The sequence below is a fragment of the Arthrobacter arabinosi genome (assembly GCF_054511115.1).
Genome location: NZ_JBTNDF010000001.1, coordinates 493,530 through 514,708, shown reverse-complemented (window position 1 = coordinate 514,708; position 21,179 = coordinate 493,530). Strand labels below are relative to the sequence as shown.

The window sequence follows — 21,179 nt, the reverse complement described above, 5'->3', positions numbered from 1 at the left end:
GTTGACTCAGGCCACTATTTCGGGTCTGATCGGAGGGTGAAACCAGACCAGATAGAACTCCTGACCACCACCGACGCCCCGACGCTCCATCCCGACGGGACGCGCCTCGTCGTCGCGGCGACCCGCCCGGACTTCCGCGCCGATTCCTACGTCGGCCAGCTGTGGGAGATCCCGCTCCACGGCGGATCCCCCCGACGCCTGACGCGCGGCTTCCGCGACACCGCCCCCCGCTATTCGCCCGACGGTGAGCTCCTCCTGTTCCTCCGGGCGGCACCGGACGGCAAACCCCAGCTGTTCGCCGTGCGCGCCACGGGCGGGGAGCCGGTCCAGGTGACGGACCAGCCGCTGGGCGTGGCGCGGTTCGACATCTCCCCGGACTCACGGACGGTGGTCTTCGCCGCGCGGGTGCCGGAGCACGGCCGCTACGGGACACTCGACGGCGTCGGCGCCGGGCTCGAGGACCCCCGCCTGGTCACGCAGTACAAGTACCGGATGAACGGCCTCGGCTACGTCGCGGACAAGCGCTCGCAGCTGTTCACCGTGGCGGTGCCGGACCTGGACGGGGAGCCCTTCGTCACGGCGGTCGGCCGCCTCAAGCAGCAGCACACCGACGGACCCGGGGCCCTCGAGGACGAGGGGGCCGTCCCGAAGCCGGCCCGGTTGACCACGGCCGACGCCGATCACCTGGACCCGGTCTTCTCCGCGGACGGACGCCGGATCTTCTTCACCGCGGCTCTCCAGCCGGACGCGGACTCGACGCTCGTCACCGACATCCACTCGGTCGACCTCGACGGCGGCGATCCCCGGCAGCTGACGAATCTCGGCGGGGACACGCGCCTCGGCTGCGGGTCACCGCGGCCGGGCGCCGACGGCGCCTCGCTGTTCTTCCTCGCCTCGGACCTCTCGCCGTCGGGCCTGGATTTCGTGGCCCGCAACACCGCCCTGTACGTCCTGCCGCTGGCCGCTCCCGAGGACGTGCGGCGCCTGACCGATACGGAGACCGTCGATCTCGGCGACGTCCAGGAGATCATCCCTGACGGCCCGGACTCCGTGCTCGTGTTCAACCGCTCCCGCGGGATGGGCGAGCTCCTGCGCGTGACCGCCGGCGGGCCGTCCGAGACCCTCGTCAGCGGACCCACCGTCATCACCGGCGCGGCGTCGACCGGCAGCACCGTCGTCGTCTCATACACGGACCCCTCGACGTCCGGCGACGTCGCCGTCGTCGAGGGTGGCTCCCTGCGCGTCCTGTCCGACTTCTCGGCGGCCCTCCGCTCCGACACCCGCGTCGGCGGGCTCCTGGAACGCACCTACACCGCACCCGACGGCACCCCCGTGCACGGATGGGTCGTCCTGCCCGAGGGCGAGGGGCCGCACCCCGTGCTCCTCGTCATCCACGGCGGCCCGTTCGCCCAGTACGGCTGGGGGTACTTCGACGAGGCCCAGGTGTACGCGGCCGCCGGTTACGCGGTCCTGCTGTGCAACCCCCGCGGCGCTTCCGGGTACGGCCAGGCCCACGCGCGCGTGATCAAGGAGGCGATGGGCACCGTCGACCTCGACGACGTCCTCGCCTACGTGGATGGCGCGCTCGCCGACATCGACGCCCTGGACAAGGAGCGGCTCGGCGTGATGGGCGGCTCGTACGGTGGCTACCTGACCGCGTGGACCATCGCCAACGACCACCGCTTCCAGGCGGCCATCGTCGAGCGGGGCTATCTCGATCCGCCGTCGTTCGTGGGTTCGTCCGACATCGGCTGGTTCTTCTCCGAGGCGTACACCGGGACGGATCCGGCGCACGTCGCGGGGCAGAACCCGTTCGCGAAGATCGCCGACGTGCGGACGCCCGCGTTCGTCATCCACTCCGAGGAGGACCTGCGCTGCCCGATCGAGCAGGCCCAGCGGTACTACACCGCCCTGAAGAAGCAGGGCGTGGAGACGGAGATGCTCGTCTTCCCGGGCGAGACCCACGAGCTGTCCCGGTCGGGGTCGCCGTGGCACCGCAGGCAGCGCTTCGAGCACATCCTGCGCTGGTGGGCGACGTACCTGCCGACCACGGCGAATCCTGCGGCCGCCGGGTCGCGGTAGGGGCGCGGTGCGGCGGGTCAGAAGCCGAGGCCCCGCCGCGCCTCGTCGATCGTCGGCTGGGTCCACCGATGGTGCTCCTCGTCGGCCGTGAGCGACCGCAGGATCGCCCGGTCGAGGTAGAGCATCCCGTCGAGGTGGTCGGTCTCGTGCTGGACGATCCGCGCCGGCCAGCCGTCGAACATCGTGGTGACCGTGGTGCCGTCCGGCCGCGTGTAGGTCGCCTCGACACGGTGGGGACGCTCGACGACGGCCTGGTAGCCGGGCACGGAGAGGCAGCCCTCGTAGAACGCGTCGAACCTGTCGCCGGCCGCCGTGTAGCGCGGGTTGACGAGCACCGTGAAGGGCAGCGGAGCGCGGGACCGCGCCGCGGCCACCAGTGGATCGGCGGCTCCCCGGTCCTCGAGGACGGCGATCCGCAGGGGGATGCCGATCTGCGGTGCAGCGAGGCCCACGCCCGGGGCGGCGTGCATGACCCGGCGCATCGTGTCGATCAGCCGGGCGAGGGTGCCGTCGTCGAGCTGGCCGTCGTAGTCCTGGGCCGGCCGCCGGAGGACCGGGTGGCCGGCGGCGACGATCGGCGGGAGGTCCGTCTCGAGGACGGACTCGACGAGGGCGGCCATCGCCTCCTGCGGCAGGGGCGTGGCGGCGGTGGTGCGCGGAGCATCGGAGGTCATCCCTTCAGCAAAGCACAGACGCGGACACGAATGGACGCTCCTCCCATTGCCCGGGACGGCGGGAGGACCGAGAATCGGTGGTGCTGCCCGGAGCGGGTTGCCCCACGGTCATTGGAGGCCCCATGAGCACCACCGACGTCGATCACGCGACGGCGCACGCGGCGGACAGCCATGACCTGATCCGCGTCCGGGGTGCGCGGGAGAACAACCTGAAGGACGTCACGATCGAGATCCCGAAGCGCCGGCTCTCGGTCTTCACCGGCGTCTCCGGGTCGGGCAAGAGCTCCCTGGTCTTCGGGACCATCGCCGCCGAATCGCAGCGGATGATCAACGAGACGTACAGCGCGTTCGTGCAGGGCTTCATGCCCACGCTCGCCCGGCCCGACGTCGACGTGCTCGAGGGCCTGACCACGGCGATCATCGTGGACCAGGAGCGCATGGGCGCCAACCCGCGGTCCACGGTGGGCACCGCCACCGACGTCAACGCCATGCTGCGGATCGTGTTCTCCCGGCTCGGGCAGCCGCAGATCGGTCCGCCGCAGGCCTTCTCCTTCAACGTCGCCTCCATCAGCGGGGCCGGCGCCGTCACCATCGAACGCGGCGGCACCACGGTGAAGGAGCGCCGCAGCTTCACCGTGACCGGCGGGATGTGCCCGCGCTGCGAAGGCATGGGCGCGGTGACGGACGTGGACCTCACCCAGCTCTACGACGACTCCCGGTCCCTCAACGGGGGAGCGCTGACCATCCCCGGCTACAGCATGGAGGGCTGGTACGGGAGGATCTTCGGCGGGTGCGGGTTCTTCGACCCGGACAAGCCCATCCGCGAGTTCACCAGGCGTGAGCTGCAGGACCTGCTCTACAAGGAACCGACGAAGATCAAGGTCGACGGCATCAACATCACCTACGAGGGCCTCGTCCCGAAGATCCAGAAGTCGATGCTGTCCAAGGACCGCGAGTCCATGCAGCCGCACATCCGCGCGTTCGTCGACCGCGCCATCACGTTCACCCGGTGCCCCGCCTGCGACGGCACCCGGCTGAGCGACGCCGCACGATCCTCCACGGTCGGCGGTATCAGCATCGCCGACGCCTGCGCGCTGCAGATCAGCGACCTCGCCGCGTGGGTGCGGGGGCTCGACGAACCGTCGGTCGCGCCGCTGCTGTCCGCGCTGGGGGAGACCCTCGACTCCTTCGTGGAGATCGGGCTGGGCTACCTCAGCCTCGACCGTCCGTCCGGCACGCTCTCCGGGGGCGAATCCCAGCGGACCAAGATGATCCGGCATCTCGGATCCTCCCTCACCGACGTCACCTACGTGTTCGACGAACCGACGATCGGCCTGCACCCGCACGACATCCAGCGCATGAACGACCTCCTGCTGCGCCTCCGGGACAAGGGCAACACGGTGCTGGTGGTCGAGCACAAGCCGGAGATGATCGCCATCGCCGATCACGTCGTCGACCTCGGCCCGGGTGCCGGCACCGCCGGCGGGCGCGTCTGCTTCGAGGGGTCCCTGGCGGGCCTGCGCCGCAGCGGCACCCTCACGGGCCGCCACCTCGACGACCGCGCCGCGCTGAAGTCGTCGGTGAGGACGCGGCACGGCGTGCTGGAGATCAGGGGAGCGACGGCCCACAACGTGCGCGACGTCGACGTCGACATCCCGCTGGGCGTCCTGTGCGTCGTCACCGGCGTGGCCGGATCCGGCAAGAGCTCCCTCATCCACGGCTCGGTCTCCGCGCGGGACGGCGTGGTGGCGGTGGACCAGGCCGCGATCAAGGGCTCCCGGCGCAGCAATCCGGCCACCTACACGGGGATGCTCGAACCCATCCGGAAGGCGTTCGCGAAGGCCAACGGCGTGAAGCCGGCCCTGTTCAGCGCGAACTCCGCGGGAGCCTGCCCCACCTGCAACGGCGCGGGCGTCATCTTCACGGACCTCGCCATGATGGCGGGTGTCGCGACGACCTGCGAGGTCTGCGAGGGCAAGCGCTTCCTGGCCGAGGTCCTCGAGTACACGCTGGGCGGCAGGGACATCAGCGAGGTCCTCTCCATGCCCGTCGCGGACGCCGCCGTGTTCTTCGGCGCGGGAGAGTCGAAGGTGCCCGCCGCTGCCGCGATCCTCGGGCGGCTGTCCGACGTCGGGCTGGGGTACCTGGGCCTCGGGCAGCCGCTGACGACGCTGTCGGGCGGAGAGCGCCAGCGCCTCAAACTCGCCACGCACATGGGGGAGAAGGGCGGCATCCTGGTCCTGGACGAGCCCACCGCGGGACTCCACCTCGCCGACGTCGAGAACCTGCTGGGCCTGCTGGACCGCCTGGTGGACGCCGGCAGATCGGTGATCGTGATCGAGCACCACCAGGCCGTCATGGCCCACGCGGACTGGATCATCGACATGGGGCCCGGGGCGGGGCACGACGGCGGCACGATCATCTTCGAGGGCACGCCGGCCGACCTCGTCGCCGCCCGCTCGACCCTCACCGGCCGGCATCTGGCCGAGTACGTGGGAGCCTAGTCGCGCTCGCGGACCATGGCGACGGCGTCGAGGATCCCGCGGGCGGTCGCGGCCGCGCCCCGTTCGTCGTCGAGCAGGGACGCGTGCGTCGCGCCGTCGACGACGCGGTGCAGCGAGTCCGTCGACAGTGCCGCCAGGGCGTCCTGCGATGCCGTCCATCCGGGCCGGGTGCCGCTGCCGGCCGTCAGCACGACGAGGGGTCTGTCGCCGAGAGTCCTCAGGGCGGCGGCCTGATCCATCGAGAACCCGGCCAGGAGGTACTCGTCGACCGTGCTCTGCAGGTGGTCGGCCGACTCCGCTCCGAGGAGCCCCCCGATGCCGAGCCGTCCGCCTGCGGCGACCAGTGCGGAGATCCGCTTCGTCGCGTCATCGGGGCCCGCCGGTCCTGTCGACCCGGAGGGCGGACGTGGGGCCGGTGCGGTCGAATCCACCAGGACCAGCCCTGCCACCTCGTCGGGGTAGCGGGCGGCGAACGCGAGGGCGTACAGGCCGCCGAACGAGTGCCCGGCGAGCACGTAGGGTCCTGGTTCGTCCGCGCGCTGGAGCAGTGTCTGCAGGTCGGCCGCGATCCGTGCGCCGTCCTGCGGGGTGTCCGCGGGACCGCTCCACCCTCGGCCCGCGCGGTCGTAGACGCACACGCGCGTCTCCCGGGCCACGGCGGGGGAGACCAGGGCCACGGCCGACGACGCCAGACCGGCGCCGGGCTCGATCACCACGGTCGGCCCGCCGGACCCGGTGCAGTGCAGGTACAGGCGGTGCCCACCGACGTCGATCAGCCGGCCCTGCTCGGGGGTGCTTCCGGCGCGGACGGCGCCCCGCACGGTCTCGTAGCCGCCGCCCAGAGCGGCGAGGACCAGCACCGCGATCGCGGGGTACAGCAGAACGCGCCCGCCCCGGCTCGGGAGCTGCCGGATCCTCGGAAGCATCCAGACCACGAGCACCAGCAGGGCGGGAGGCCAGACCCAGGCGAGCACCTCCCGCAGCGGGGCGCCGAACACCAGCAGGAGCATCCCACCCAGTCCCATGAACACCGCGGGCGCCGCAGCCCACCGCTGCGGCTGGTCCGTGCATCTCGCGGAGAGCCCCGCCACGAGGGCCCACCCCGTCCCGACGCCGAGCAGCAGTGATCCCGTCACGCCGCCTTCCGTCGCCGGGACGAAGGGAGCGGCCGCGAGCACCAGGGCAATGAGGAGACCGGCTGTCGACGTGCCTGCCACCAGCCACCCGAGGCGCCCCTTCCCAGGGGGATCGGGGCGGTGTGGGGCCATCAGGGGATCCAGGTCCATCGCCCGAGTGTACGTACGCTCCCGGCGACCTGCGTCCTCCTGCGGGTGTCCTCCCCGCGGTGTCCGTGGTTCCCACCCGCGTCCTACCGGGCGAGGGCCTCCAGCGTGGCGCGCTCGATGCCGAGGCGGTCGATGGCCCGTGCCGTGGTCCCGTGGTCGAGGTCCTCGCGGTCCAGCGCGGCGATGACCAGGTGTGCGGCGCCCATCTCCATGAAGGAGACGTCGGAGACTGCGGTCCGGATGCCCAGGATGATCCTGTCCAGTCGTGAAACCTGCGGAGGGTGAAGGGTCCGTCGTGGCGGAGCGGGGAGCCGCCCAGGCGTGAGCGGCTGCTACTGGAGTGCCGACGTCAACCGCGCAACACCGTCCAGGGTGGTGGCTGAGAGCGCTTCCCGCGCCCACTCCTCACGGGTCAGCTCGCTCGAGACGGATCGGTAGTGCTCCTCCACCTCCCGCATCCGCTGCACGAAGACGCGACCGCGCACCAGGAGCGACACTTCGAGGTCCAGGCTGAAGGAACGGATGTCCATGTTGCTGGACCCGATGACCGCGAGGTCGTCGTCGATCGACACGTGCTTCGCGTGCAGGATGTACGGCGCCGGGTAGCGGAAGATCCGGACACCTGCATCGAGGAGCTCTCCGTAGTAGGACCGCTGGGCATGGAAGACCGGACCCTGGTCACCGATCTCCGAGACGAAGAGCTGGACCTCGAGGCCGCGCTGGCAGGCGGACGAGATGGCGTACATCATCGCCTCATCGGGGACGAAGTACGGGCTCGTGATCACCACTCGTTCCGACGCCCCGTACACCAGGGACAGGAACAGGCGCAGGTTGTTCTCGGTCTCGTAGGACGGCCCGCTCGGTACCACCTGACACTCGATCGCTTCCGGGGACCGATCGAAGACGGCGGTGCGGACGGGCAGGTTCGCGGTCGGGGATGCGGGGTCGAGCTGTTCCCCGGTCTCGGTCAGCCAGTCGGAGAGGAACACGGCGTTCAGGTACGCCACCACCGGTCCCTCGAGCCGTGTCACCAGCTCCTGCCACTGCAGGCCGCGTCTGAGGTTCTTCGGGGCGTTGTAGCTGCGGTCGATCAGGTTCTGGGAGCCCATGAAGCCCACCCGCCCGTCGACAACCACCAGCTTCCGGTGGTTGCGGAGGTCGGGCCGCTGATACTTGCCCTTCAACGGCATCACCGGCAACATGTAGCTCCATTGCACGCCGATACGGTCGAGTTCGGCGAAGGTCTCCCTGCTGTGCACTGTCCGGGCGGAGGAGACGTGGTCGGCGAGCAGGCGCACCGTCACGCCCCGGCTGACGGCGGCTTCCATGGCTGCGAAGAAACTCCTCGTGGTGTCGTCGAGGGACACGATGAAGAACTCCACGTGCACGAACCGTTCTGCACCGTCGATCTCCGCGGCCATGGACTCGATGGATTCCCGGTAGTCGCCGAGGAGCGTGCCGGTGTTGCCGCCCACGACAGGGATCCCGCCGAGCAGTTGGTTCTGGCGGGTGACACCGGCGAACCACTCGGGCCAGCTGGCCCGCTGCGGGGCCAGGTCCAGTCCTTCAGCGGCGGCAGCGATCAGAGCGGTGATCCGCTGCTGTTCTGCACGGCGTCGCTTCGGGAGTTCGGCCGAGCCGATGACGAGGTAGAGCACCACGCCGACGACCGGGAGCACCACGATGGCCAGAAGCCATGCCATGGCCGCCGTGGGCTTGCGCCGCTTCGGGATGACGATGAGCGCAGCGACGAAAACCGCCAGGTGTGCGAGCACCCCGATGATCCATGCGAGGTTCGTGCCGAGTACCGGATCCATCAGTTCGCCTCTTCGTGCTCTGGGATGAGGCATCGCCGTCCGGGGATCATGGCTTCACGCTAGGGCGGTGCCCCGTCCTCCCACATCACCCCCGGGGAATGACGTAGGATGTCCGCCCGAGCGCTACCGTCGTCGGATGGAGGCCAGCTTCCGCCCGTCCTCACTCCCGGAGTCGACATGACGATCAACGTGCCGGGCCCACCCGGGTTCCACCGCAGGGGAAGGAAGCTGCCCCGGCGGGCGGCCTCGGCGTTGGCGGAACGCTGGACGAGGATCGATGGGGTCGACGTCTTCTACCGGGAATCACCTGCCCCGCTCGACGCGCCCGCCATGATGCACGTGCACGGCTTCGGCCTGTCCGGACGGTACCTCCTGCCGACGGCGGAACGCCTCCGCGACGAGTTCCACACCCTGGTTCCCGACCTGCCGGGGTTCGGACGCAGCGGCAAGCCGATCAGGCCCCTCGACGTGCCGGATCTCGCCCACGCGGCCGCCAGGTTCCTGGATGATCGCCGGATCGCGTCGGCCACGCTCGTCGGCAATTCGATGGGCTGCCCGGTCATCTGTGAGTTCGCCTACCGCTATCCCGAGCGTCTGGACCGGGCGGTCCTCGTGTCGCCGGCCGGGGGAGTGAACAACCAGCCACTCCACCGCGCCGTGCGGCAGCTCGCTCGCGACGGCACACGCGAGCCGATCGGGATGATCCGTGTGGCAGCGCCTGACTACCTCAGATTCGGTGTCCCCAGCACCGTGAGGATGTTCCGCGCCCTCACCCGATACCCGTCACTCGATCGCCTGCTGGCCTTGAAGGTTCCGACGCTGGTGGTCATCGGCGACCGTGATCCACTGATGCCGGGTCCTGACCGGATTCGCGAGGTAGCGAGCCGCACGGACAACCACGTCCTCCTGGTGGTCATCGAAGGGGCGGCGCACGCGATCAATTTCAGCAACCCCGGCGAACTGGCCCACGTGATCCGCCAGTTCGTGGCGGATCGACCGATCGTCGACGATCCTGATGAGCCTGGGCACTCCCGCTCCTACGAGATCTACCGCGGAACCCTCCACCCGGACCTCAAACCACGACCGTAGCGGCAGGCTGTCCGCCCGACGTCGCCACGGGGTCCGCCGGGGCTCGCTGGGCGGCTCAGTCTTCGTGCTGGCGGAGGATGAAGCCGGCCATGCCCGGGACCGTGAACGCGACGCGGCCGTACTCGGGGGAGTAGATGATCCCCTTGTTGATGAGCTGTGCTCGGGCTGGGCCGAGTGCGGTGACCTTGACGCCGAGTCTCTGGGCGATCTGGCTCGTGCCGGATCCGGTGTCGCCGTCCTGCGCCATGGCCCTGAGGTAGACGCGTTCCCTGCGTGTTGCGCGTCCCCAGCGGGAGGAGAAGAAACCGGCGTCGAGCTGGCCTCGTCCGATGGACACTGCCACCTCGGCGTCTTCCTCGGTGAAGGGTGTGTCAGGGGCCGCGTCCCAGATGGCTTTGCCGAACTCCTGGATGAAGTAGGGGTACCGGCCCGAGGCGTCGAGCAGGACACCGAGGGCGCCGTCGGAGAGTTCCGCGCCCATGTCTTTCGCCGGTCGCGTGAGGGCGTACTCCGCATCCCCCGGATCGAGGGGACCGATGGTGCGGTAGGCGAAGAGCCGCTCTGCGTAGGTTCTGGCTTCGCTCAGGGTCGTGGGTAGGTTGGGCAGCCCGGCGCCGATGATGTAGAACGGCCAGCCCCGCTGACCTGCTGCATGCTGGACGGTGATGAGAGCGGTGAGCAGTTCCTGGTCGAGGTCCTGCATCTCGTCGATGAAGATGGCGAAGGCACTGCGGTCGGCCTTGAGAGCGAGCGAGACGTCCTCGACGAGCTCCTCGAGGTCGATGTCGATGGTGCCGGAGTTGGCCCGGTGCGATGTCATGCCGACGTCGGCCTTGATCCCGGGAACCCCCAGGGCGATGTTGAAGGACTGGATCGTCCCGAGAGCGTCCTTGAGGCGTTCCTTGCCCGAGGGGCCGTTGTAGCGGCGAGCCGCGGAGGTGAGTTCCCGGGCAAGTTTCTCGCGGACCTCGGTGAAGCCCTGCGCTTCGGGCTTGCCTTCGAGCCAGATGGTGAACCAGCCGTGATTGTCCGCGTGCGCTCGGAGGTAGTTGAGCAGGACGGTCTTACCGACGCCCCGAAGGCCGGAGAGCACCATTCCCCGGTTCGGCAGGTCCCGCTTCGTCCGTGCGACGATGAGGTCGAACGCGTCGATCTCCTTCTGCCGGCCTCCCATGACGCGGGGAGGCAACCCTGATCCGGGGTTGTACGGGTTCAGCTCCAGGTGCATGTACAAGAATCTACACCGATCTAGGAAATGTCCTATAGCAACTTAGATCTTCCTAGCGCCGGGGATGAGCAGTCGTCCGACGTGAATGACCGCAGAGACGCACCGTGCCTGCGCCATCACCACCTGGAACATCCCCGACGCCTACCATCGAGCGGAAACTGCGCTCGGGAGACCGACCCCCCGTGCCTTGCGCCTCCATGAGGGCGTCCCAACCTCACGACACGGTACCGCCAGGCCTGGCCCCAGTGCTTCTGGGATCCGCCTGCTGCACATTCCTGCTGCACGTGCCGGGGCGATCATCGACCCAGGGCGTATTGGTCCCGACCGACGCACACCGGCGCCGCTGGACGCCCCCGCAATCTTCACGTGAGAAGACGTCCGATGACGCCTTCGTCACAGGCCGGCTGCTACTGCTGCTGCCGAGGCGCGAGCGAGGACGGGGAAGCTGTTCGCGGCGGACGCCGCCCAGCTGGCCCCGCTCCACCCCCGCTTCGAGGACTTCCGGCGCCTCGCCCGGCGCCTGGCCCCCGAGGGCACGTTCGGCAACGCCGTCCTCGACCGCACGGTCCTCGACGCGTAGACCCGTAGGAGGTCAGCGGCAGGTTCCGCATCACTCAGGCGCTTGATGCGTGCGGCTCGGCATGTCAGGTGCCGCGATCACCTGACATGCCGATGGGGGCTCGGCAGCATGGAGTGGATGCGGTCGAGCCCCCGACCCACGCCGAGGCATCCACACTGACTGCTGGTCGGGCCCCCGGGGACGTGGTCATCTCCTAGTGCCGTGGGCCTGTGGAGCGGCGGATGATGAGATCGCTGCCGACGGACGCGATGTCCAGTTCCTGGGCGGGGTTGATCTGTGTCAGAAGCTCCTGGATCGCTGCGCGACCCTGGGATGCGAAGTCGACTCTGAGGGTGGTCAGTGGCGGGCGGAAGTAGGCGGCCTCGGCGATGTCGTCGACACCGGTCACGCTGATGTCATCAGGCACGGTCAGACCTCGTTCGGTGAGCGCGAGGATCGCGCCGAGAGCCATCTGATCGTTCGCGGCGATGATGGCCGTGGCCGGGATCTCGGGTAGTGCCTGGACGGCTTCGTACGCGGATTTCGCGGACCAGTCACCGAAGACCGTGGGCGCGGCGGTGAGGTTCCGGGCGTGGACGGAAGTGTCGAAGGCGCGGCGCCGGTTCCGGGCGGCGGACCACGTCTGAGGTCCGGCAATGTGCAGGAACCTCTCATGCCCGAGTTCAGCCAGGTATGTGATCAGAGCGGGGAAACCGTCGGTCGTCAGTTCTGATGCGTGAGTGCCTGGTAGTTCGTCTGCTTCCGCAGCGATGAGGGCAGGCACCCGGAAGCTCGAGGTCGAGAAGGCCTCCGTCATTTCGTCCGTGCTCGAGAGTGCCAGTACCCCGGCGAGATCCTGCCGCATCAGCAGTTCGAGGGATTCGCTGATGGACGCCCGGTCGCTCATGTCCAGCGCGACGATGTCCAGGAGATAGCCGGCCTCGCGAGCTGCCAGTGACGCGCCCTGAATGATCTTGCTCGGCCCGACCTGGTCGATCTCGTGCGTCAGCGCTCCGATCCGGTTCGATCTGCCGGTGGTCAGACTTCTCGCAGCGAGATTCGGTCTGTAGTTGAGGGCATCCAGTGCGTCCAGCACCTTCGTCCGAGTCGCCGGGCGGATGCCCTGATACCCGTTGAGAAAGCGGCTGACGGTCTGATGCGAGACGCCCGCTGCACGGGCGACGTCGTAGATCGTTGCAGGCCGGTCGGGATCCGATGAGGCAGGATGGGTGCCCGCCGGCTCGTGTCCCGGACCAGAGCCGCCACCGCTGCTCCCGCTCTCGTGAGGTACGACCACCGCGGCGGATACCCCTGACCGCGCCGGCGCCTCGTGTGTGTCGAGGGATTTCTTCATCGAGTTCTCCACTTCAGCCTCTGGAAGGACCGCCGCTCGGTGCTTTCAGGATGGGGCTTGCACTTCAACACTTTACCGGTAACATAAATCACACCGCCGGATGTTTCCGGAAACATTAGCCAGTAGGCTGAGCACGACAATGGAGTACGGCATATGAATCTTGAGCATCCACGCCACAACCCCGGGCGAGTCCTGTTCGGCGCCGCTTACTACGCGGAGTACCACCAGAGTCCTCGCATGATCGAGGATCTTGACCTGATGCGGGAGGCCGGGTTCTCGGTCATCCGCGTGGGGGAGTCGGTGTGGTCGACCTGGGAGCCCACGGATGGCGAGTTCGACCTCGAGTGGCTGGCTCCGGTCCTGGATGCAGCTCACGAGCGGGGCATCGACGTCATCATCGGCACCCCGACCTACGCGGTTCCGCCGTGGTTGCAGGTCGCGTACCCGGAGATCGCGGGGGAGCGGCGGACGGGGGAAAGGATCCCCTGGGGCGCCCGTCAGGAAGTCGACTACACCCATCCTGCGTTCCTCTTCCACGCCGAACGAGTCATCCGCAGGATCATGGAACGCTATGCACAGCACCCCGCGGTCATCGGGTTCCAGGTCGACAATGAACCGGGACTGGAGCTCTTCCACAACCACGGGGTGTTCACGAAGTTCGTCCGGCGCCTCGAAGCACAGTACGGCGATGTCGAGACCCTGAACCGGGAATGGGGGCTGACGTACTGGTCGCACCGGCTCAGCAGCTTCTCGGAGCTGTGGCGCCCCGATGGCAACACGTTCCCCCAGTACGACCTCGCGTGGCGTCGCTTCCAGGCCGAGCTGACCACCGAGTTCATCGGGTGGCAGGCGGACCTGGTGGGGGAGTACAGCCGACCCGAGCAGTTCGTCACCACATGCTTGCAGTACCCACGTAGAGGACTGGACGATCAGCTCCTCGGGGAAAGACTCGATATCAGTGCCGGCAACCCGTACTACGGGATGCAGGACCACCTCGACCGGTCCGTCGAGTGCGCCCAGCCGAACTACTGGACCACCACAGGTGTCGCCGGCCTTCTCCGTCAAGCGGACAGGATGTACTCCTCGAAGCAGGGACGATACCTGGTGACCGAGACCAATGCCCAGTCGATCGGGGCGGCGGAGACCAACTACCCGCCGTACCCCGGGCAACTCAAGCAGGCAGCATTCGCCCTGATCTCCCGCGGCGCGGCGATGATCGAGTACTGGCATTGGCACACCCTGCCCTACGGGACGGAAACCTACTGGGGCGGAGTCATCCCGCACAGTCTGAAACCAGGTCGGGTCTACCGCGAGATCGCCGACATCGGACAGGACCTGAAAGCGCTCGGGACCACCCTGGACGGATACCAGCCCGACGCGGACGTCGCCCTGCTGTGGTCCAACCCCAGCCGCTTCGCCCTGCAGTACATGCCGCCCCTGGCCAGCGACGGCTTGCCGGACGAGGAATCCTACGAGAAGCTCTTCGACGCTTTCCACCGCGGCGTCATCGACGCAGGGCGTCAGGCGCGCATCCTGCACCTACCCCAGGCCCTCACCCTCGGCGCCGACGAGCTGGTGGCCCAGTTCCCGGTCCTGGTCGCAGCAGGCGCCTACATCATGTCCGACGACGAAATCGAACTCCTGCAGACGTACGTCCGCCTCGGCGGGCATCTGGTCCTCGGACCCCGTAGTGGATACGCCGATGCGGAGGCTCGGGTCCGGGTCGCCGTGGCACCCAGCGGCTTCACCGAGATCGCTGCAGCCCACTACGAGGAGTACTCGAACCTCGACCGGCCCGTCCCCGTACGAGGCACGATCGCCCTGCCCCTCGGCAACGACCATGGCACGGGCGGTGGCGCGGACCGCGCCCCTGACCATGCCGAAGGTTCCGACGCCTACGGCAAGTTGTGGGTCGACGGTCTGATCACCGACGGAGCCGATGTCCTGGCCACCTATGACCACCCCCGATTCAAGGATTTTCCCGCCATCACCACGAACACCGACGGCTCCGGCAGAGTCACCCTCGTCGGATGTGTTCCCTCCCCGGCACTGGCTGCCAGCGTCATCCGCTGGGCGGCTCCGGCATCGCGATCACCCCTCTTCGCAACCGAACCTGCACATGCCGTTTCCATCTCCTCGGGCACCCTTCCCGACGGACGATCCGTCCAGTTCCTCTTCAACTGGGGCTGGACACCCCAGACCGTCGAACTCGCTCACGCGACAACCGATGCCATCACCGGCGAGTTCCTGACGGAGAACACCCGTATCACCCTCGACGGCTGGGCAACACGCACATTCGTCGGCTAGCAACGCCCTACCTCACAACGGATCGGCCGGTCGAACCCCGATCCCCCAGCAGAAGGAAAGACCATGAAGGCACGGAAGTCAGCATCGACGCTGGTCAGCAGCGCCATCGTCACCGGGCTCATCCTCACCGGATGCTCCGCCAACGGTCCTGCAGCCCAGGGGCCGGTCGCCCAGGACGAAGTCGAGGAAGCCCTCAACACGCCCACCGAACTCACGTTCTGGACCTGGGTGCCAGACATCGAGAAGGAAGTGGCGCTCTTCGAGGAGAAGTACCCGGCGATCGACGTCACCGTGGAGAACGTCGGACAGGGCCTGGAGCACTACCAGAAGGTCCGCACCGCCCTTGAGTCCGGCGACGGAGCCCCCGACGTCGTACAGATCGAATACCAGTACATCCCCTCCTTCACGGTCACCGAGTCCCTGCTGGATCTGGCCCCCTACGGGGCACAGGACGTCTCCGGTGACTACGTCGACTGGGTGTGGAACCAGGTCTCCGACGACGAGAGTGTGTGGGCGATCCCGCAGGACATCGGCCCCATGGGGAACCTGTATCGCACGGACATCCTCAAGGCTGCCGGCGTCACCGAGGCGCCGGCCACCTACGAGGACTACGCGGCAGCGGCGAAGAAGGTCAAGGATTCCACCGGCTCCTACATCTCCAACCTGCCCACCAACGACCCCGCGCAGGTCACCGGTCTGCTCTGGCAGGCAGGGGTGAAGCCCTTCGCCTACGACGGGGACCAGACGGTCTCCATCGACGTCAACAGTCCTGAAGCCAAGGAGGTCATGTCCTACTGGCAGGGCCTCATCCAGCACGACCTGATCTCCGTCGACCCGGACTTCAACGACCAGTACTACCAGGGCCTCGCGAACGACAAGTACGCCGGCTGGCTGACCGCCGCATGGGCACCGATCTTCCTGCAGGGCACTGTCGCGGACACCGCCGGCAAGTGGAATGCCGCACCGCTGCCGCAGTGGGAGGAAGGCCAGAACGTCTCGGGCAACTGGGGAGGATCCTCCGACGCGGTCCTCTCCAGCACCGAGAACCCGATCGCCGCCTACGAACTGACGAAGTGGATCAACAACGACAAGGCCTCCACGTCCCTGTTCGCCAATGAGCAGTTCCTCTTCCCCGCGGCGAAGAACGTCCTGGAGGATCCCGAGTTCACCGGCAAGGAGGTCGATTTCTTCGGCGGCCAGAAGGTCAACGAGCTCTTCGCCGACATCTCCTCCACCGTCGACACCGAGTTCCAGTGGCTGCCCTTCATGGACTACGCCTACTCCGCCTTCAACGAAACCGTCGGCGTCTCCATCGGCGAGAAGGGCGACCTCGGCGCGGCCCTGGACGCGTGGCAGGAACGACTCGAGACCTACGCCACCGATCAGGGATTCACCGTCGAATAACGTCCACTCACCCAGGACGGGGAGGTGCCGGCGGCCCGGCCCGCCGGCACCACCCGTCTTCCCTCCGAAACAAGGAACCGCTGTGGCTCACACACCTACCCATGCCGCTCCGACGCCCGCACCGAAACAACGAGCGGCGGATCGTCCCACGGCAAGGAGCGTCAGGACCTCGAGAACCAGCCGTAAGCAGATCACGGCCGGCTACCTGTTCGTCCTGCCGTTCTTCGTGGTGTTCATCGCGATGCTCGCCATTCCGCTGGGCTACTCGGCCTACCTCAGCCTGTTCGAGACCCGGCTCATCGGGGGAGTGTCCTTCGTCGGCCTGCAGAACTACGCCCAGGCCCTGACCGACCCGGACTTCCTCGGCGGCCTCGGACGGATGCTCATCTTCCTCGTCGTCCAGGTTCCGATCATGCTCGGCATCGCCCTGTTCCTCGCACTTGCCCTGGACAGCGGCCGGGCGCGCGGGTCCGGTGTGCTGCGCCTGATCTACTTCATGCCCTACGCCGTGCCCGGTGTGGTTGCCACCCTGATGTGGGGATATCTGTACGGACCGGACTTCGGCCCCATCGCTCAGGTCTTCCGGGCCGCCGGGATCGGCACCCCCGACATGCTGTCCTCCCAGAACATCCTCGGATCGATGATGAACATCGTCACCTGGGAGTTCATCGGCTACAACATGATCATCATGTACGCCGCCCTGCGCGCCATTCCCACCGACCTCTACGAGGCTGCTGCGATCGACGGCGCGAGCCAGGTCCGTATCGCGTGGAGCATCAAGATCCCGGCCATCAAGCCGGCCATCATCCTCACCATCATCTTCTCCGTCATCGGTACGTTCCAGCTCTTCAACGAGCCCAGCCTCCTGGACGCCATCGCCCCCGTGGCTGTCGGGAACGGCTTCACCCCCAACTTCTACGCCTACAACCTCGCCTTCGTGAACCAGGACGTCAACTACGCGGCCGCCATCGCCTTCCTGCTCGGCATCGTCATCGCCGTCGTGTCCTACGTCGTCCAACTGGGAACCCAACGCGCGGACCGGGCACCACGAAAGAGCCGCACACCATGACCGCCATCGCCCCCAACACATCGGCCGACATCCCCGGCAACACGTCAGCAGTCACGCCCGCCACACTGTCCCCTTCGGCGCCCCGGAAACGCCGTGGCACGATCGGCCGGGGCCGGAACACGCTACTGACCGTCGTCCTGTGGATCTGCGCCCTGTACTTCCTGCTACCCCTGTTCTGGCTCTTCATCGCCAGCACGAAGACCAACTCCGAACTGTTCAGCACCTTCGGGCTGTGGTTCGGCAACGACTTCGCCCTCTTCGACAACATCGCCACCGTCTTCACCGTCCGCGACGGCATCTTCCTGCGCTGGATCCTCAACACCGTCCTCTACGCAGGAGTCAGCGCCATCGGCGCGTCCCTGTTGGCCACGATGGCCGGTTACGCGTTCGCCAAATACACGTTCCCCGGATCGAAGCTCCTCTTCAGCATCATCCTCGGCGCCATCATGATCCCCCTGACGGCCCTGGCCCTGCCCACCTACCTGCTCTTCAACGCCGCGAACCTCACCAACACGGCCTGGGCGATCATCCTGCCCTCACTCGTCAGCCCCTTCGGCGTGTACCTCATGCGGGTCTATGCCGCCGACGCCATCCCCGACACCCTCATCGAAGCGGCCCGCGTCGACGGAGCAAGCGAGTTCCGGATCTTCTGGCAAGTCGGGCTCCGCCTGCTCGGACCCGGCGTCGTCACCGTGTTCCTCTTCTCCCTCGTCGCCACCTGGAACAACTACTTCCTTCCCCTGATCATGCTCAACAGCTCCTCCCTCTACCCCCTCACCGTCGGCCTGGCCCAGCAGCAGGCCGCCAGCTCCGCCGGTGGGGGAGCCCAAGCACTGTTCTCCACCGTCATCACCGGATCCTTCATCAGCATCCTGCCGCTGATCATCGGGTTCCTGTTCCTCCAGCGCTACTGGCAGACAGGACTGGCCACCGGAAGCGTCAAGGAATGACGCTCCTCACCGGATCCCCGCACCACTTCGACCCTTTCGCTCCACATGATCGGCAGATTCACGGTGGAGTCAGGAGCGGCCTCGACAACTCCTACCTCGAGCACCGCACCCGAGTAGAGAGAGGTGGGCGCGCTTCCGTCTGACCCCAACCCGAATTCGTGGTCAACCCGTTCTGTGTGCAGTCCCGTCGACGGAGCGAATCGAGGAGCGGACGATGATGGGCATGTGCACGAGGTGCTCTCCGTGGACTCCGTCATTGAGGAGGAGCTGCACTGCTTGTGCTCCCATCGCTTCGTGAGGCAGGCCGATCGTCGTCAGACCTGGGCGAAGGTAGGACGCCAGTTCGTCGTTGTCGAACGAGACGAGTGAGACGTCGTCGGGGATGTGGAAGCCTCGCTCCGAAAGTGCCTGATAGGCCCCGAACGCCAGACGGTCATTGAGGCAGATGAGGGCCTGAGGAGCTATGCCCCTGTCGAGGAAGGCCGAGACGGCTGTGTACCCGTGGTGTGGTTCCCAATCCCAGATCGACTCCTCCAGATCGAAGCGCATGCCCCTGTCGCTCATTTCTGCCCTTATCCCCGACAAGCGCCGTTCGACGGTCATGGATCGGAAGACGTCGCGTTCTTCGCGAGCATTGTGACCCAGGAGAACGATGCCGTCGCGGTGGCCCGCGTCTGCCAGGAGAGCCACAGCCGAGCGTCCTCCCTGCTCTTCATCGGGGAGCACAGAGGTTGAGTAGTGTTCATTGTTCGCATTGAGCAAGACGACGCGGGTGTCTTGCAGGACATCAGGGACGAACAGTTCGCGCGCGCGCATGGTAGCGAAAACGATGCCGTCCACCTGGCGGTCGAGCAGCGCCGCGATGGCTTCCGTTTCGCGTGCGGGGTCACCACCGGTCTCTGTCAGCAGGATCACGTGATCGGCCTCGGCGGCGGTGTTGAGCGCACCTCTGATGAGACCGCTGGCGAAGCGCGTCGTGGCGACTGTGTCGGAGATGAAACCGATGGTCTGGGTCTTGTCCATGCGCAAACTGCGAGCCGCCACGTTCGGGCGGTATCCCAGTTCAGCTGCAGCACGGTTCACCCGGTCGTGGGCGTCTTTCGAGAGTCTGGTGTCCGGTCGGCCGTTGAGGATCATGGACGCCGCCGAGGAGGACAGGCCTGCGCGCCGTGCAACGTCGGCAAGGGTCACACGTCTGGTCGCCATTGGTCCTCCTGCTTGATGCTAACTGTTGGTAACGACTCAGCAACGTACTTGCGCTGAGTGCGTGATGGCTTCACTCTAGTGCTGAATGGATTTAGCAGTCCGATCCGGATTGCGTCTTCCAGGCGCATCATCGACGAAGGAGTCATCATGAGTTCAGCACCACGGCGCGCATCCCACCGCCGATCCAGCATCGCCCTGGCGGTCGTTGCAGTTGCGGGCTTCGCGCTGGCCGGTTGCGCACCGGGCAGCAGTGGACCCGGGTCTGAGGAACCGGCTGATGGGGCGTCGGCGGAGGTCAGCACGGAGCTCACGTCTGAGGACGTCACCCTGACGATCGCCGACGAGACAGGTTTCCCTGTGACGGACGAGCTGGCGAAGGAGTTCACGAAGCAGCACCCGAATGTGACGTTCGAAATCACCCGGGACACCTTCCAGAACCTGACGGCCAACGCTCCCAAGCTTCTGGCGGGCGAGAACCCGCCCGATCTCATCCGGCTGCCCACCATCGGTGACACCGCACGTGATGGGCTGCTCGCAAACCTCGACCCGTATGCGGAGGCCTACGGGTGGGACGTGTGGCCGGAATCGCAGCTGGCCCCGTTGAGGATGAATGAGGAAGGTACCCGCGGTTCGGGTCCGCTGTACCAGGTCGGCCTGGGCTACAGCATCACCGGGATCTACATGAACACGGCCATCGCCGAGAAGCTCGGCATCGACGGCCCCCCGCAGACCATGGCTGAACTCGAGGAAGACCTGGCGACAGCCAAAGCCGGGGGAGAGGTGCCCATCATGGCGGGCGACAAGGACGGGGTCGTCAACTTCGTGATTCAGGCGGCCATGAACCAGTACGCCGACAAGGACGAGTTCCTGTCGTGGATGTTCAACGAAGAAGGCAGCACCTACGCCACCGAAGGGAACATCCAGGGCGCGGAACTGATCCGCACCTGGGCTGACAAGGGGTACTTCCCGTCCGACATCAACGCGGTCGACTACTTCACGTTCGTCACCCGTTTCTCGGAAGGCGAAGGCCTGTTCGCGTTCAACGGCAACTGGGAGGCAGCCAACTATCAGAAGGCGCTGGGCGAGGATGTCGACTTCTTCCTCGTGCCCCCGGTCGAGGAAGGCGGCGACCACGTAGCAATGGGGGCGGCGAACTCGTTCTCGGTCGCTGCAGGGTCGGACGACCTGGACACGACCACCTACTTCCTGAACTGGATCCACTCCGATCCGGCAGCACGCCAGATCATCACCGATGTCACCGGCGCTTCCCCGGGCGGCGACCCGTCGCTCGAGCAGCCCACCGTCGAAGAGGGCTCCCTGATCGCAGACGCCCTGGACATGGCAGCCCAGATCGGCGAGGAGAACGGACAGGTCGATTTCATGTCCAACACCACAGCCGGCATCTACGCGGGAGCGATCATTCCCGAGTCCCAGCTTCTGGTGACTAGCAAGATCACCGGTGAGGACTTCGTCAGTCGCGTGCAGGAGTTCTACGAAAGCGAAGTGGGCAACTGATGGACAAGGCCATGACCGGTCCTGGCCGCGGCGCCGAGGCGCAGCAGCCAGTCGCTACCGGTTCGACACCGACAGGACCGGTCGTGGCCGCAGCCCAGGCCCGCCGACGGACGCCCGTTCGCCGAGCCGGATCCC

General features: G+C 67.2%; 15 protein-coding genes. 8 read left to right on the top strand and 7 right to left on the bottom strand.

What is annotated here, in order from left to right:
* Window positions 1-36 precede the first annotated feature (36 nt).
* Complete coding sequence (locus ACX80P_RS02450) at window positions 37-2,082, top strand: S9 family peptidase (protein WP_459276436.1); 2,046 nt, start codon at window positions 37-39, stop codon at window positions 2,080-2,082.
* A 17-nt stretch (window positions 2,083-2,099) separates the two neighbouring features.
* Here ACX80P_RS02450 and ACX80P_RS02445 read toward each other — a convergent pair whose 3' ends face one another.
* Window positions 2,100-2,756: a peptide deformylase gene (locus ACX80P_RS02445; RefSeq protein ID WP_459276435.1), complete on the bottom strand. Its 657-nt coding sequence runs from the start codon at window positions 2,754-2,756 to the stop codon at window positions 2,100-2,102.
* A 122-nt stretch (window positions 2,757-2,878) separates the two neighbouring features.
* On the opposite strand from ACX80P_RS02445, the gene ACX80P_RS02440 reads away from it, so the two are divergent.
* Window positions 2,879-5,260 carry an ATP-binding cassette domain-containing protein gene (locus tag ACX80P_RS02440; RefSeq protein WP_459276434.1) on the top strand — a complete coding sequence of 794 codons (2,382 nt, stop codon included), beginning with the start codon at window positions 2,879-2,881 and terminating at the stop codon, window positions 5,258-5,260.
* On the opposite strand, the gene ACX80P_RS02435 is transcribed toward ACX80P_RS02440, so the two are convergent.
* From ACX80P_RS02435 to cls, 3 genes are all read right to left on the bottom strand, one after another.
* Complete coding sequence (locus ACX80P_RS02435; RefSeq protein WP_459276433.1) at window positions 5,257-6,546, bottom strand: alpha/beta hydrolase; 1,290 nt, start codon at window positions 6,544-6,546, stop codon at window positions 5,257-5,259. The genes ACX80P_RS02440 and ACX80P_RS02435 overlap by 4 nt on opposite strands.
* A gap of 83 nt (window positions 6,547-6,629) precedes the next feature.
* The gene (locus ACX80P_RS02430; protein ID WP_459276432.1) at window positions 6,630-6,752 is read right to left on the bottom strand and encodes a hypothetical protein; all 123 of its coding nucleotides are present in this window, start codon (window positions 6,750-6,752) and stop codon (window positions 6,630-6,632) included.
* A gap of 126 nt (window positions 6,753-6,878) precedes the next feature.
* The gene (gene cls, locus ACX80P_RS02425; protein ID WP_459276431.1) at window positions 6,879-8,363 is read right to left on the bottom strand and encodes a cardiolipin synthase; all 1,485 of its coding nucleotides are present in this window, start codon (window positions 8,361-8,363) and stop codon (window positions 6,879-6,881) included.
* Window positions 8,364-8,540: 177 nt separating this feature from the next.
* On the opposite strand from cls, the gene ACX80P_RS02420 reads away from it, so the two are divergent.
* A complete protein-coding gene (locus tag ACX80P_RS02420) occupies window positions 8,541-9,452 on the top strand; it encodes an alpha/beta fold hydrolase (RefSeq protein WP_459276430.1) in 912 nt (303 codons plus the stop codon).
* Window positions 9,453-9,507: 55 nt separating this feature from the next.
* Here ACX80P_RS02420 and ACX80P_RS02415 read toward each other — a convergent pair whose 3' ends face one another.
* The gene (locus ACX80P_RS02415) at window positions 9,508-10,680 is read right to left on the bottom strand and encodes an ATP-binding protein (protein WP_459276429.1); all 1,173 of its coding nucleotides are present in this window, start codon (window positions 10,678-10,680) and stop codon (window positions 9,508-9,510) included.
* Window positions 10,681-11,453: 773 nt separating this feature from the next.
* A complete protein-coding gene (locus ACX80P_RS02410) occupies window positions 11,454-12,593 on the bottom strand; it encodes a LacI family DNA-binding transcriptional regulator (RefSeq protein WP_459276428.1) in 1,140 nt (379 codons plus the stop codon).
* Window positions 12,594-12,746: 153 nt separating this feature from the next.
* On the opposite strand from ACX80P_RS02410, the gene ACX80P_RS02405 reads away from it, so the two are divergent.
* The 4 genes from ACX80P_RS02405 to ACX80P_RS02390 all read left to right on the top strand — a co-directional run bounded on the left by ACX80P_RS02405 (window position 12,747) and on the right by ACX80P_RS02390 (window position 18,323).
* A complete protein-coding gene (locus ACX80P_RS02405) occupies window positions 12,747-14,900 on the top strand; it encodes a beta-galactosidase (RefSeq protein ID WP_459276427.1) in 2,154 nt (717 codons plus the stop codon).
* Window positions 14,901-14,963: 63 nt separating this feature from the next.
* Complete coding sequence (locus ACX80P_RS02400) at window positions 14,964-16,304, top strand: ABC transporter substrate-binding protein (RefSeq protein WP_459276426.1); 1,341 nt, start codon at window positions 14,964-14,966, stop codon at window positions 16,302-16,304.
* 82 nt (window positions 16,305-16,386) lie between these two features.
* On the top strand, window positions 16,387-17,373 hold the full coding sequence (locus ACX80P_RS02395) for a carbohydrate ABC transporter permease (RefSeq protein WP_459276425.1): 987 nt from the start codon (window positions 16,387-16,389) through the stop codon (window positions 17,371-17,373).
* Window positions 17,370-18,323, top strand: a complete 954-nt coding sequence (locus ACX80P_RS02390; RefSeq protein WP_459276424.1) for a carbohydrate ABC transporter permease — start codon at window positions 17,370-17,372, stop codon at window positions 18,321-18,323. The genes ACX80P_RS02395 and ACX80P_RS02390 overlap by 4 nt, the downstream gene beginning before the upstream one ends.
* A 162-nt stretch (window positions 18,324-18,485) precedes the next feature.
* Here the strand turns inward: ACX80P_RS02390 and ACX80P_RS02385 are convergent, their stop codons facing one another.
* Window positions 18,486-19,529 carry a LacI family DNA-binding transcriptional regulator gene (locus ACX80P_RS02385; RefSeq protein WP_459276423.1) on the bottom strand — a complete coding sequence of 348 codons (1,044 nt, stop codon included), beginning with the start codon at window positions 19,527-19,529 and terminating at the stop codon, window positions 18,486-18,488.
* Between the two features lie 57 nt (window positions 19,530-19,586).
* Between ACX80P_RS02385 and ACX80P_RS02380 the strand changes: the two genes are divergently transcribed.
* Window positions 19,587-21,044, top strand: a complete 1,458-nt coding sequence (locus ACX80P_RS02380; RefSeq protein ID WP_459276422.1) for an ABC transporter substrate-binding protein — start codon at window positions 19,587-19,589, stop codon at window positions 21,042-21,044.
* Window positions 21,045-21,179: the final 135 nt, after the last annotated feature.

Coding starts and splice junctions, on each gene's coding strand:
- ACX80P_RS02440 (WP_459276434.1), top strand. CDS start 2,879: ATGAGCACCACCGACGTCGATCACGCGACGGCGCACGCGGCGGACAGC.
- ACX80P_RS02400 (WP_459276426.1), top strand. CDS start 14,964: ATGAAGGCACGGAAGTCAGCATCGACGCTGGTCAGCAGCGCCATCGTC.
- ACX80P_RS02385 (WP_459276423.1), bottom strand. CDS start 19,529: ATGGCGACCAGACGTGTGACCCTTGCCGACGTTGCACGGCGCGCAGGC.
- ACX80P_RS02405 (WP_459276427.1), top strand. CDS start 12,747: ATGAATCTTGAGCATCCACGCCACAACCCCGGGCGAGTCCTGTTCGGC.
- ACX80P_RS02415 (WP_459276429.1), bottom strand. CDS start 10,680: ATGCACCTGGAGCTGAACCCGTACAACCCCGGATCAGGGTTGCCTCCC.
- cls (WP_459276431.1), bottom strand. CDS start 8,363: ATGGATCCGGTACTCGGCACGAACCTCGCATGGATCATCGGGGTGCTC.
- ACX80P_RS02410 (WP_459276428.1), bottom strand. CDS start 12,593: ATGAAGAAATCCCTCGACACACACGAGGCGCCGGCGCGGTCAGGGGTA.
- ACX80P_RS02435 (WP_459276433.1), bottom strand. CDS start 6,546: ATGGACCTGGATCCCCTGATGGCCCCACACCGCCCCGATCCCCCTGGG.
- ACX80P_RS02445 (WP_459276435.1), bottom strand. CDS start 2,756: ATGACCTCCGATGCTCCGCGCACCACCGCCGCCACGCCCCTGCCGCAG.
- ACX80P_RS02390 (WP_459276424.1), top strand. CDS start 17,370: ATGACCGCCATCGCCCCCAACACATCGGCCGACATCCCCGGCAACACG.
- ACX80P_RS02430 (WP_459276432.1), bottom strand. CDS start 6,752: ATGGGCGCCGCACACCTGGTCATCGCCGCGCTGGACCGCGAGGACCTC.
- ACX80P_RS02420 (WP_459276430.1), top strand. CDS start 8,541: ATGACGATCAACGTGCCGGGCCCACCCGGGTTCCACCGCAGGGGAAGG.